Origin of the sequence: Yersinia sp. Marseille-Q3913, assembly GCF_963892745.1 — a bacterium.
In the GTDB taxonomy this organism is placed as follows: domain Bacteria; phylum Pseudomonadota; class Gammaproteobacteria; order Enterobacterales; family Enterobacteriaceae; genus Yersinia; species Yersinia bercovieri.
The window spans coordinates 65,643-79,177 of record NZ_CAWQAF010000013.1; the positions used below are offsets into that span (position 1 = coordinate 65,643).

Below are 13,535 nucleotides of genomic sequence, written 5' to 3' on the forward strand. Positions count from 1 at the left end.
ACGAGATTAGCTACTGTATGAATAACCAATTAATGTCATATTCACGGTACAATAATTCTACCAATCAGGAGGCTGCATACAATTCATTTTCGGTCAGTATGTTCTATTAGTGCGAAACCTCAGGGCAATCGAGCTGTTTTTAAGCGAAAAGTGACATCAGGCAAGACTTTTTGGCAGGGAATAGTTATAACGAAACATTATTCCATTTTTTTTTGTTCGAAAAGGATGTTCGCGTGGACCGCAGTTCTCCGCTTTTTACCAATAAAAAATTTGTTTTCCTTGTTGCGACCTTCTGTTGCCTCCTTTGGGGGAGTGCGTATCCCGCGATAAAAAATGGCTATGTGCTGTTTCATATTGCGCCTGATGATATTCCGAGCAAGATGGTGTTTGCCGGTTACCGCTTTCTCTTGGCAGGATTGGTATTGCTGATGGTGGCGATGGCCAGCGGTAAGGCGATTGGCCGCCTCCAGAAGAGTCAATATAAGCAGATAGCCATTCTGGGGTTAACACAGACCACACTACAGTATCTTTTTTTCTATATTGGCCTGGCCTATACCACTGGGGTAAAAGGCTCCATCATGAATGCGACCGGGACATTTTTCAGTGTGCTGTTAGCACATTACATTTATCAAAATGACCGCTTAACTTTCAATAAAATTATTGGCTGCGCCTTGGGTTTTGCTGGCGTGATGGTGGTAAATTTTGGTTCAGATTTAATGGATTTTCATTTTTCACTGATCGGTGAGGGATCGGTGGTGCTGGCTGCTTTCATTCTTTCCGCTGCCAGTATTTACGGGAAGCGTATTTCGCAGACCATGGATACCACGATAATGACGGGCTATCAGCTGGCTATCGGCGGCCTGGTGCTGACGGTCGGGGGCTATCTGTTTGGCGGTAATCTGGCAGATTTTGGCTGGCGCGCTTTGCTATTACTGGGGTATCTGGTGCTGTTGTCGTCAGCCGCGTTTGCGTTGTGGAGCTTATTACTGAAATATAATCGGGTGGGGATGGTGGCCCCATTTAATTTCCTCATCCCGGTATCTGGCGCTGTTCTCTCCGCCATCTTCCTCAATGAAAGTATTTTAGAATGGAAGTATGCCATTGCGCTGGTCTTGGTCTGTGTGGGGATCGTTTTGGTAAATAGAATTAAGCAGAGCAGAGTCTAGCGGCTATTACGATGGAGGTGAGTGCTAACCGGAATTTTATGAAGATAATTTCGGTTAGCATGGCCCGGCAGACAGCAATAATAATCAGGCTTTATCGGTAACGATTTTCACCCCAACTCGGACGACGCGATCAGATTCCATTTCGGCAATAGTCCACGTCAGGCCATCCCACTCAATCTGATCGCCGATAACCGGTTCGCCACCAAACAGATATAGGACGAATTGACCTAGCGTTTGTTGCTTGTCGATACCCGGTTCCAGATTGAGGCCATAGATCTGCGAAATATCGTCGAGTTTTGCATCGGCATCCAGAATAAAATCACCGAAGAAACGCTCATCTAGCTGGATACTTGGGGACTGGCTAAAGAGTTTTCCCAGTGCGGGCAAGTGATGCTCCTGACCAATGACACAGAGGATGTCGCCCTCTTTTAGGCGGGTACTGCCGGTGGGGTGCAATAGGTCTTTGCCGCGGAACAGGGCTGCGATCCGCGTTCCATGAGGCATTTCTAAATCGCGCAAGGCGGCACCGATACACCATTTGTCGCAACTGAGCTGGTAAATAAACTGTTCCCACTGATTATTCTTATCAATGTCTAAGCCAATACGCGCCACTGGTGCCAGCGCGGGTGGCACCACCAATTTTGTTTTGCGTGCGGCAAATGAGAGACTGGTGCCTTGCAATAGGAGTGATACCAGCACCACAAAAAAGGCAACATTGAAGAATAAATTCGCATTGGGGATACCCGCCATCATCGGGAATACCGCCAGAATAACTGGTACGGCACCGCGTAAACCCACCCATGAAATAAAGATCCGCTCACGCAAATTAAAGCTCGGGAAGGGCAACAAGCCGACAAACACGGAGAGCGGACGGGCAAACAGAATCATCCACAATGAGAGGATCAAGGCCGGAATGGCAATCGGCAACAGCTCGCTCGGGTTGAGCAACAAGCCCAATACCAGGAACATACCAATTTGACTGAGCCATGCCAGCCCATCGAAAGTTTGCAATATGCCCGCGCGGTTGCGGATGGGGCGGTTACCAAGTAACAGGCCGCAGAGATAGACTGCCAGGATACCGCTTCCGTTCATCGCGGTGGCGAGTGAGAAGACTAAAATCCCGCCACTGACTGCCAGTAATGGATACAGGCCATTCGCCAGCTCGATGCGGTTGATGAGCAGCAGCAGTAACCCGCCGCCCCCCAGCCCGATCATAATTCCCAGACCAAACTGCTGAATCAAGTGCACCAGGAACATCCAGCTCAGGCTGCTCTCGCCCGCTGAAATCATCGCAATCAAGGTGACGGTCAAAAATACCGCCATCGGGTCATTGCTGCCGGATTCAATCTCGAGTGTGGCACTGACACGCTCGTTGAGTCCTTTGCCGCCTAACAGTGAGAAAACCGCCGCCGCATCAGTCGAACCGATAATCGCGCCGATTAATAACCCTTGAATGATATCCAAATCGAATAACCAGGCGGCAGCCAAACCGGTTAGCCCGGCGGTAATTATCACGCCGACAGTGGCGAGAGAGAGAGCCGGCCAGAGGGCGACGCGGAAGGATGATGCACGGGTGCGCATACCGCCATCCAGCAGGATCACGGCTAATGCCAGGTTACTGACCAGATAGGCTGCGGGGTAGTTATCAAAGGCAATACCACCAATCCCGTCGGTGCCAGCCAACATCCCGATAGCTAAAAAGATAACCAGAATGGGGATACCTAATCGGGATGAGAATGAGCTGAGTAAAATACTGGCTCCCACCAGCACTGCGCCGATCAAAAAGAGGCTATTAATAGTGATGGCGTCCAAAGTGGGAGTTCTCCTGATGTAATACGCAAACGAATGGGTGGCGAGTGAATGTTAATGAAAAATTATTATACACAGATTTTTCGGTTTCGATGGGAAGATATGACCTAATTCAATATGTTAAATCGCATTCCCCTGCGGCCTTGACGCCGCAGCGGTGTTGGCTGCCCTCATGCACCCGAATCACTTACCTGAGTAAGTTCATCGGGACTTATTCGTTTGCCGCCTTGCTGCAACGCCAATGACTTTGGGGATGTTTTGCTGCCATGACGCCGCAGCGGTGTTGGCGGTCACATAATAGTTTGGGGATCGAAAGATAGGGCGCATACAGAGGGGGGGATTAAGGGTCGCTCACCTTTAATCGCCCGACGGGGAATCAAGGGTGAGCGTTGGATGATAAAACTAGTCGCGTTTGAGTGTTGCCAGTACCCTTTTCAGCGCCTCAGTGGTCAGCGTTTTTTCTGGCTCAGACAGACTATCGACAGAAAGTTGTGAAAGCTCATTGACCAAAACACTGCGATCTTTCCCCGTGATTGCACTGTCCAGTGCGCCGCTAAGGCGACTCACCAGGGCGAACAGGGTCGCAAACTCGGCAACTGCTGGCGTATCTGAGTTGGGATTACTCTCAATAGATTCTTGCTTATTCATCACAATTCCTCTTTTTGTTGTCACTGCAAGTGAAACAAATCCTGATAAGGAATCTACAGGATACTTGCTCTGAAAGCAGAGCGCACAGTGAGGCATTAGCCATCCCGCATCTACATGATGGTTGATCAGTGTAGCGGGTTTATCACACCAGCGATATTCGGATATTAATATCGCTTAGCAATAACCTTATTCGTTTGAATAATAATTTGATTACGCCTTTTGCTGCGGCTTTCTGCCAGAAAACAAGAATTTAAGCACAGGAATGCGGCGATGAACCTCATACAGTGAAAATGAAATCAGGCAAACAAATACTATGCCTAAGATAAATCCGAAGCCGTTATTGCCAATTTGTGGCGTAAAAAATGCGCCATAAATCAAGGTCAATGGATGATGTACCAGATAAATGAAGAGTGATGCGTTCACCAGATAGGTGATGTGAGGGGAGGGGGAATTTAATAGCTTATAGCCGAGGGAGTAGATCACATTGGTCATGGTCACCCCCATCAATGCCTTGATGATAAGGTCCAATTCAAAGACAAAAAATTCAGCACTATTAGCATGTTGGTTCACAAAATAAGCAACGAATAGCATTAATGAGGCCAGCAACGCAGCAGGTGAAAACCGAAGAAAAACTTGTTTGAGTGGCGCATAGATAAAGCTGTAGGCACCAAGAAGAAAGAAGGGAAGATAAAACAGTGTCTCCATAACGGCGAAATTGAGGACGCTATTAAAGAGTATTTCAGGGTTAAGGAGATATATTACTCTACGTATTACAGAATAAACTAATACAAATAGAAATACATATAGTGAGATTTTTCCTATGTTATTCATCCTCTTTATCAATATTGGAACTGTTGGTAGGTTATTCTTTATTCTTTTAAACAGATAAAAACAGATAGTTGTCAGTAAAGCGAGTGTTAACAAAAACCATAAGTGCGAAACCAGCTCCCAAATAGCAATATTTATTTTTTGATAAATTGTAAATAAATTCCAATCTTGTAATTTGCTGGTGTAATTTTTGAGAAGGAAAAATTGTGGCAGCGTAATTAGCACCATGGCCGCCAGTAAAGGGATAACCACCCGCTCAAGGCGGACCTGTAGCCAGTGGTGGCACTCATAGCGCTGATATAACATGAATGAAAAATAACCGGAAATAACAAAAAACACCTGCATACGAAAGGCGTGAATGAAGTCATTTAGCAGAGTAAATACCAGTGAGGGATGGCTGCTGTTCACCGCCCAATGATGACTGGAGTATATAAGAGAAAGATGAAAAGGAATGCCGAGCAACATCAAATAGGCGCGAATAGCGTCTAGAAAGTACTCCCGCTGGTTAGTGTTTTTTTTCATACTTATTCGCAAATTGTTATCGGAAATAGAATAACGTATCGGTTTTTGACCAGCGTATTTTTATAGTAAGCCTATCACTGATAACGTTATACGTTATTAATGGATCAGTACGGCGAGAAACACTACTATAAGGGTTAATAATTTTCCATCGCGTATTTTAGCATGGCTCGTGGCTTAGCCACTGGTTTGCACAATAAGCTGGCAGTATAACTCCGGGCATCACTGTTACCTGAGCTTATCTGCCTGGTCTGTTGGATGAATCGTCAATAATTTGGCTGTTATGATTTAGGGGGAGATGTGCGAGTTAATATTTTTTCAAACGTGAATAAAATGTCAAAGGGGTCACGGCCAAACAGTGCCGGATGGTTGGGGATCACTCTCTTGCTGTCACTATTGACCTCTCCGGCCATGGCTTTTTCGCTAGATGATGTGGCTAAACAGGCACAGGTACTGGCGGGTAAAAGCTTTGAAGCACCGAAAAGTAACCTTCCATCGCAATTTCGCGAAATGAAATTTGCCGACTATCAGCAGATTCAGTTTAACCACGATAAGTCCTATTGGAGCAAACTGGATACGCCATTCAAGTTAGAGTTTTATCATCAGGGCATGTATTTCGACACGCCGGTGCAGATTAATGAAGTCACCGCGAGCAGTGTTAAACCTATCAATTACAGCCCCGATTATTTCAACTTTGGTTCGGTGAAGCACGATCCTGATTCAGTCAAAAATCTCGGCTTTGCCGGTTTCAAAGTCCTTTATCCGATTAATAAAGCGGATAAAAAAGATGAAATCGTCAGTATGCTCGGTGCCAGCTATTTTCGCGTGATTGGTAAAGGCCAGGTTTATGGTCTTTCTGCGCGCGGGTTGGCGATTGATACGGCCCTGGCTTCCGGTGAGGAGTTCCCGCGTTTTCGTGAGTTCTGGATTGAGCGACCAAAACCCAATGATAAACATCTGGTTATCTATGCGTTGCTAGACTCCCCGCGTGCCACTGGCGCTTATAAGTTTGTTATCTATCCGGGTCGCGATACCACTATTGATGTGCAGGCCAAAGTCTTCCTGCGCGATAAAGTGGAGAAATTGGGCATTGCACCATTAACCAGCATGTTCCTGTTTGGCCCAAGCCAGCCGTCGGCGGTGTTGAACTATCGTCCGGCATTGCATGATTCCAACGGTCTTTCTATTCATGCAGGTAATGGTGAATGGATTTGGCGGCCACTGAATAATCCAAAACACCTGTCGGTCAGCACCTATACGATTGAAAATCCGAAAGGGTTTGGTCTGCTGCAACGTGGCCGCGAATTCTCACAATATGAGGATTTAGATGACCGCTACGATCTGCGTCCAAGTGCCTGGGTTGAACCTCGTGGCGATTGGGGCAAAGGTAAAATCGAGCTGGTGGAGATCCCAACCGCCGATGAAACCAACGATAATATCGTGGCGTTCTGGTCACCTGATCTGTTGCCGGATGCGAAAAAATCACTCGATCTGAACTATCGTCTGCACTTTACCCGCGATGAGGACAAGTTACATTCAGCTGATGTGGGCTACGTTAAACAGACTCTGCGCTCAACGGGTGATGTGAAACAGTCGAATTTGATTCGTCAACCCGATGGCAGTGTGGCGTTCCTGGTTGATTTTGTCGGCCCGTCGCTGAAAGCGCTGGATGAGAGTACGCCGTTGGCTTCGCAAGTCAGCATTGATGATAATGGTGAACTGATCGAAAACAGTGTGCGCTACAACCCGGTCACCAAGGGCTGGCGTTTGACACTGCGACTGAAAGTTAAGGACGCTAAAAAGCCAATAGAGATGCGCGCGGCGCTGGCTAATGGTGATAAAACTCTGACTGAAACCTGGAGCTATCAGCTACCTGCCAATGAATAAGTCAACTCAATCTCCTGTTCAGGATTACATCGCGGAGTTGCCCCTGACGGCGCAGCAACAAGAGGCACTACGCGATGCTCTCCCTACAGATGTGCTACTCGATAGCACGCCTGATGCCATGTTGCGTTTGCATCAGCAATTGGCGGTCAACACCGCTGAAAGTACCACTTTTAGTGCAGAGGAGGGTGCATTGGCGTCAGTCAATGCCCGCCTGCAAGCCGCATGGCCGGAGGCCGTAAAGGGCGATAATGTGCTGGGGCAAGACAGTGAAGGGCGCACGGTTATCCATGCCACGCCACCCATCAAGCGCACCAGCATGGCTCCGCAAGCCTGGCGGACCAACCCGGTCGGGCGTGTTTGGGATTCAATGCTGGGCCGCAATCCGGTGTCACGTGCGCAAACAGATGAACAGGCCGCTGCGGAGAAAAAATGGCGCAGTGTCGGCTCTCTGCGCCGCTACATATTACTGATATTGATTGTGCTGCAAACTGCCATTGCTACCAGCTATATGAAGACCATCCTGCCTTATCAGGGCTGGGCACTGCTCGATCCTTTCGAGATCTGGCAACAGAACTGGCAAGTTTCCGTGTTGCAACTGCTGCCCTATTTGCTGCAAACCGGCATCCTGATCCTGTTTGCCATTCTGTTCTGCTGGGTGTCGGCGGGTTTCTGGACCGCGCTGATGGGCTTTTTGCAACTACTGATTGGCAAAGACAAATACAGCATCTCCTCCACCATCAAAGGGGATGAGGCGCTCAATCCGGCCCACCGGACAGCGCTGATTATGCCGATCTGTAATGAGGACGTGGCGCGGGTGTTTGCCGGTTTGCGTGCCACTTACGAGTCTGTTGCGGCGACCGGTCAGCTTGAGCACTTCGATATCTATGTGCTGAGTGACAGTTATGATCCCGATATCTGTGTCGCGGAGCAGAAAGCCTGGCTGGAGCTGTGCCGTGATGTTGAGGGGCATGGCCGCATCTTCTATCGCCGCCGTCGCCGCCGGGTGAAACGCAAAAGCGGCAATATTGATGATTTTTGCCGCCGTTGGGGCAGCCAGTACAGCTATATGGTGATTCTGGATGCCGATAGCGTGATGAGCGGTGAGTGCTTGACCGGGCTGGTGCGGTTGATGGAGGCCAATCCGAATGCCGGCATCATTCAGTCTGCGCCGAAAGCTTCCGGTATGGATACCCTCTACGCGCGCATTCAGCAGTTTGCGACACGGGTCTATGGCCCCCTGTTCACCGCCGGTTTGCACTACTGGCAGTTGGGTGAATCCCATTACTGGGGCCATAACGCCATTATCAGGGTGAAACCTTTTATCGAACACTGTGCTTTGGCTCCGCTGCCGGGGGAGGGCTCATTCGCCGGCTCCATCCTGTCACATGACTTTGTGGAAGCCGCATTAATGCGCCGCGCCGGCTGGGGGGTGTGGATTGCTTATGATCTGCCGGGCAGTTATGAAGAGCTGCCGCCTAACTTGCTGGATGAGCTAAAACGTGACCGCCGCTGGTGTCACGGCAACCTGATGAACTTCCGCCTGTTCCTGGTGAAAGGGATGCATCCGGTTCACCGCGCGGTGTTCCTCACCGGGGTGATGTCCTATCTCTCTGCGCCACTGTGGTTTATGTTTTTGGTGCTCTGTACCGCGCTACAGGCGGTGCATACCCTGATGGAGCCACAGTACTTCCTGCAACCGCGCCAGTTGTTCCCGGTCTGGCCGCAGTGGCGACCAGAGTTAGCCATTGGGCTGTTCTCCACCACCCTGGTGTTGCTGTTTTTGCCAAAATTACTCAGCATCATTCTGATCTGGGCCAAAGGCGCGATAGCCTACGGCGGGGCGATCCGGCTGTTACTGTCGATGCTGGCGGAGATGCTGTTCTCGGTGTTGTTGGCACCGGTGCGGATGCTATTCCACACGGTATTTGTGGTCAGCGCCTTCCTCGGCTGGTCAGTGCAATGGAACTCGCCGCAGCGTGATGATGATGCCACGCCGTGGAGTGAAGCGATGGTGCGCCACGGCCCGCAACTGCTGCTGGGCCTGATTTGGGCCGGCGGTGTTGCCTGGCTGGATCTGCGTTTCCTGTGGTGGCTATCGCCTATCGTCTTCTCGCTGATCCTCTCGCCGGTAGTTTCGGTGCTCTCCAGTCGCCGGACTTTGGGGCTGGCCAGTAAGCGCGCGAAATTATTCCTGATCCCGGAAGAGTACCATCCGCCGAAGGAGCTGTTGGCGACGGAGAGCTATCTGAAGCTGAACCATCAGCGGGCGCTGAGTCATGGCTTCCTGGCTGCGGTGATGGACCCATCCTATAACGCCCTCGCCAGTGCCATGGCCACCGCCCGTCACCAGCGCCGTGCGATTATCGAGCAAGTTCGCGCCGAGCGTGTGGCGCAGGCACTGGTTGCCGGGCCGGATAAATTGGCTAAAAATCAGTGTTTAGTGCTGCTCAGTGATCCGGTATTGATATCAGGTCTGCACCAGAAAATCTGGCAGCAGCCGGAGCAGTATCAAGTCTGGAGCGGCTATTATCGCCAACGGGCGCATAATCCGCAGGCACTCCCCGCCGCGAAGTAACGGCAACAGAGTGATTGTCATGTGGACTAAAAACGGGCATACATTGGTATTGCCCGTTTTTTCTGTGAATCTAAAAGAGCAATTGTGTGAATCTCATCGTTAGACTGATACAACGCCCCAATATCATCCTCCGCACGCTCTTACTGGGGCTGGGGATTATCCTGCTGTCAGGGTGTGGCAGCATCATTAGCCGCATCGTGCCGGGGCAGGGCCATGGACACCAGTACTATCCCGGCGTGCAGTGGGATATGCGGGAGGGGGCGTGGAAATACATCACGGTGATTGACGTGCCGCTGTCAATGATTGTGGATACTTTTATGCTGCCAATTGATGCCCAGCATGGGCCATATGAGTAGTGTCTGGTGCCAGTTATTAGCTGCCATTATTAGGTAATAGATATATGTCATCCGAATCAATTAATTCGTCCGATACTTATTCCCCTGTGTTGCCGCCAACCTCAGTGATGCGGGTCGCCAGGCCCACTGATAATCTTGATGCCATCAGTGAGATGTACTGTTGTGGGGAGTTCAGTGCCAGCAAATGCTCACCGCCGGGTTTTGCGCGGTGGCGTCTTATAACCCTTATTGGGATGTCAGCGGTAAAACTTTCGAAGATAGCGATGGTTATCGGGTGGTATTGCAGCAACGGGCATGGCCGCTTTAAGGATTATTGCGGCATAGATAAACCCGCCAATCAGGCGGGTTATTATCGATACAGGTAACACCCTCATTATCAGGCGGCTTGCTGCCCTTGGGTGCTATTCATCAGGCGACGAATAGGTACGATTAGCAAGATTAGCACCGCAGCACAGATAACCAGCGCAATTGAGCAGCGGGCAAACAGGGTTGGCAGCATATCAAGCTGGTCAGCTTTAACATGACCGCCAATCAGGCCCGCCGCCAGGTTACCCAGTGAGCTGGCGCAGAACCACAATCCCATCACCTGACCGCGCATTCTGTCTGGTGCCAGTAAGGTCATAGTCGCCAGGCCAATCGGGCTGAGGCACAACTCGCCAAGGGTCAGCAACAGGATACTCATCACCAGCCACAGCGGGGAAACTCCCTCGCCACCACTGTTAAGCACATGCTGCGCCGCGTACATCATCACCGCGAAGCCGGCGGCGGCACATAAAATCCCAATAACGAATTTCGTGATGCTGCTTGGCTGAATTTTTTTCTTCGCCAGTGCTGGCCATGCCCAACTGAACACCGGGGCTAAGATGATGATAAACAATGCGTTAATGGACTGGAACCACACCGTTGGGATCTCAAAACCCATCAGATTACGATTGGTATAGTCATTGGCGAACAGGTTAAATGAGGTCGGTTTTTGCTCAAACGCTGACCAGAAGAAGGCCGCTGAAACCAGCAGAATAAAGCACACCAGCAGGCGGGCGCGATCTTTGCGGCTCAACCTGGCGAAGGCGAACAGATAGACGAAATAGAGTGTCACCGAGGCAGCAATCACATAGGCCAGCAAGCTGGCAACCAGCACTGGATTAATGGGGATAATCCCCTGTGAAATCAGGGCAATGATCGCCACAACTAACAGCAGAATAGCCGTTACCCACTTGCCCACCCCCTGGCGCTTATTGGTGGGTCTATTCCAGCTTGAATCTAAACCGACTTCGGCATCATAGCGTTTCATGGATGGGATGGCGAAGTAACGGAAGATAAGTAATGCCACCAGCATCCCAATCCCGCCAATACCAAAGCCCCAATGCCAGCCATGGGTTTTAAGCAGCCAGCCAGAGAGCAGCGGCGCAATAAATGACCCCATATTGATGCCCATATAGAACAGTGAAAAACCACCGTCGCGGCGAGCATCACCGGGCTTATACAGTGTGCCTACCATCACCGAAATACAGGTCTTGAACAGGCCGGTGCCGAGCACGATAAACACTAAACCGATAAAGAACAGGTCATTACCGAAGAAGGCGGATAGCGCGATCGACAGATGACCCAGGGCAATCAGAATCGAGCCATACCAGACTGCACGCTGTTGACCGAGCCAGTTATCCGCCAGCCAGCCGCCGGGCAGAGCCGCCAGATACATACTACCGGCAAAGATCCCGACGATAGCCGAGGCTTGCTCGCGCGGCAGCCCCATACCGCCATCAAAAACCGTGGCGGCCATAAACAGAATTAACAGTGGGCGGATGCCGTAGAACGAAAAGCGCTCCCACATTTCGGAAAGAAACAGTCCGCTCAGCGGATAAGGGTGGCCAAAGAACGTGCGGCCACCTTCAGATTTAACAGAGGTTTGCATAAGGTCTTCCCATAAGAATTTAACGCAGTAATAACGTCATTTTTTTGTTTTCACTCTGGGTTATAGCGTATTTTTAGATGAAAAGTCGACACTCATAACAATTATCAACCAGTTAAATCTGAATGTGACTATTTTTTCATCTTTTTTATGTGAGATCACAAAGAGGGTGTTTGAGGCTGAAAAAATCTGCTGAAAAGGGGGTTTTTAGTGCCGCGGCTATGCGGATTTGAGTGGTATTGGCGCAATTTTAGCTATCTTGCGGCTGTTGAACATCCGGCTGGCGGGGTTTCGCCGGATGACGCTGTAAACACCAGTAGGAGTAAATGGCATTAAACAGCACAACCGCTGCGGTGACGCAGAATACAGCGCGAAAGCCGTAACTAGCAGAGACTGCGGCCCCTAACAGCGGGCCACTGACGTTACCGACATCACGAAATGACTGGTTATAGCTGAAAATCCGGCCAGCCACCTGATTGGTGCAGTTATAAATCAGCAGTGTCTGCACCGCAGGCAGCAGCGCACCATCCGTCGCGCCCAATAAGAAGCGCAGAATGCCCAGTTGCAACGGGGTCTGCACAAATGCCATCGGGATAAGTATCAAAATGGAGAGTGCCAGCATGGCAATCAGGATACGTTCCGGGCCGATCCTATCCCCCAGCTTGCCTAATCGCGGCGCACTCAGCAGCGCCGCGACCCCCGGCACTGAAGCAATCATGCCACTGACGAAGGCCAGATTGTGAATGTCACCGGCCAGCTCGCGCACATAGAGGGTCAGGATCGGGGCGATAGACCCGGTGGCTATCTGGATAATCATAGTGGTGATAAACAGGCTGAGGATTAACTTAGGGTTTTTCAGCGAGTTAAATACCTGCCGCCCGCTAAGCATATCTTTTTTCAACACTGGGGCGAATTGCTCTTTGACATATAACCAGGTCAACACAAAACAGGCAAATAACACCCCTGCGGTAATAAAGAAGACCGGGCGCAAGCCATAGTTATCCGCCAATAACCCACCAATCAGCGGCCCGATTAACGCGCCACTCACCCCGCCAGTGGAGAGTGTACCCAATGCCCAGCCGCTTCTGCTGCGCGGGACTTGAGTGGCGATCAGCGCATTGGCATTCGGAATAAAGCCACCAAGCAAACCCAGCAGTGCGCGCAATGCCAGAAATTGCCAGATATTTTGAGCCATCCCCATCAAGACCATCACAATCCCCATGCCCAATGCGGAGCGCAACAGCATGATTTTACGGCCTTTGCGATCGGCAAGGCTCCCCCAGAAAGGGGCGGCGATGGCAGAAAACAGGAAGGTGATACTGAACACCAGCCCAGACCACATGTTCAGTGACTGGTGGCCGCTTACACCCAACTCCTCCACATAGAGTGGCAGGAAGGGCATGATCAAGCTAAAGGCCGCGCCGGTGAGAAAGCAGCCGAGCCAGGTGACCAGGAGGTTTCGCTTCCAATTAACAAGTTGTCGTGCCGGGGCCATAATCTACCGAGTAAGCAAGTGACTGATTTTAAATAAGCAGGTCGCTTTGCATCTCTATTCGTCGGTTGGGGCGTTTGAAGGGGCAAAGCGCAAGAAAAAAAACAGTTAGCTTGATAAGTATGCGCTTTTGAGACATTGATATCAATAAGATGAATGTTAGTTTTTATTAAAATGGAAAGCCAGTTTGAATTGTCGGAATATACTTATTCATTTTTGTGATAAATCTGGATTCACGCCCTAACCACAGTTATAAGTGGGGTCGATAACATAAAAAACCACCCCCGATATGTGAACTGCACCCCAAATGTTGGACACTCAACAAAGTAAGGTGCAGTTTTTTATG

Annotated in this window: 10 protein-coding genes; 5 read left to right on the forward strand and 5 right to left on the reverse strand. The window is 50.2% G+C overall.

The features are described 5' to 3' along the window. The first annotated feature begins 233 nt into the window (after positions 1–233). Entirely contained in the window at positions 234–1,166 is a 933-nt protein-coding gene (locus AACW11_RS07615) for a DMT family transporter (protein WP_212586334.1), read from the forward strand. Between the two features lie 84 nt (positions 1,167–1,250). Here the strand turns inward: AACW11_RS07615 and AACW11_RS07620 are convergent, their stop codons facing one another. From AACW11_RS07620 to mdoC, 3 genes are all read right to left on the reverse strand, one after another. Further along, the gene (locus tag AACW11_RS07620; protein WP_212586335.1) at positions 1,251–2,978 is read right to left on the reverse strand and encodes a potassium/proton antiporter; all 1,728 of its coding nucleotides are present in this window, start codon (positions 2,976–2,978) and stop codon (positions 1,251–1,253) included. A 399-nt stretch (positions 2,979–3,377) separates the two neighbouring features. Next, entirely contained in the window at positions 3,378–3,623 is a 246-nt protein-coding gene (locus tag AACW11_RS07625) for a hypothetical protein (protein ID WP_212586336.1), read from the reverse strand. 210 nt (positions 3,624–3,833) lie between these two features. Beyond that, the gene (mdoC, locus tag AACW11_RS07630) at positions 3,834–4,973 is read right to left on the reverse strand and encodes a glucans biosynthesis protein MdoC (RefSeq protein ID WP_212586337.1); all 1,140 of its coding nucleotides are present in this window, start codon (positions 4,971–4,973) and stop codon (positions 3,834–3,836) included. Positions 4,974–5,303: 330 nt separating this feature from the next. On the opposite strand from mdoC, the gene AACW11_RS07635 reads away from it, so the two are divergent. From AACW11_RS07635 to AACW11_RS20820, 4 genes are all read left to right on the forward strand, one after another. Continuing rightward, complete coding sequence (locus AACW11_RS07635) at positions 5,304–6,857, forward strand: glucan biosynthesis protein G (RefSeq protein ID WP_212586338.1); 1,554 nt, start codon at positions 5,304–5,306, stop codon at positions 6,855–6,857. After that, positions 6,850–9,432, forward strand: coding sequence for a glucans biosynthesis glucosyltransferase MdoH (mdoH, locus tag AACW11_RS07640; RefSeq protein ID WP_212586339.1), 2,583 nt, complete (start codon positions 6,850–6,852; stop codon positions 9,430–9,432). Before AACW11_RS07635 ends, mdoH begins: the two co-directional genes overlap by 8 nt. Before the next feature lie 86 nt (positions 9,433–9,518). After that, positions 9,519–9,788, forward strand: coding sequence for a YceK/YidQ family lipoprotein (locus tag AACW11_RS07645; protein WP_390898809.1), 270 nt, complete (start codon positions 9,519–9,521; stop codon positions 9,786–9,788). Positions 9,789–9,996: 208 nt separating this feature from the next. Continuing rightward, the gene (locus AACW11_RS20820; protein ID WP_445285805.1) at positions 9,997–10,095 is read left to right on the forward strand and encodes a hypothetical protein; all 99 of its coding nucleotides are present in this window, start codon (positions 9,997–9,999) and stop codon (positions 10,093–10,095) included. A gap of 69 nt (positions 10,096–10,164) precedes the next feature. On the opposite strand, the gene AACW11_RS07655 is transcribed toward AACW11_RS20820, so the two are convergent. Continuing rightward, positions 10,165–11,700, reverse strand: a complete 1,536-nt coding sequence (locus AACW11_RS07655) for a peptide MFS transporter (RefSeq protein WP_212586340.1) — start codon at positions 11,698–11,700, stop codon at positions 10,165–10,167. Positions 11,701–11,947: 247 nt separating this feature from the next. Then, a complete protein-coding gene (gene mdtG / locus AACW11_RS07660) occupies positions 11,948–13,192 on the reverse strand; it encodes a multidrug efflux MFS transporter MdtG (RefSeq protein ID WP_212586341.1) in 1,245 nt (414 codons plus the stop codon). Positions 13,193–13,535: the final 343 nt, after the last annotated feature.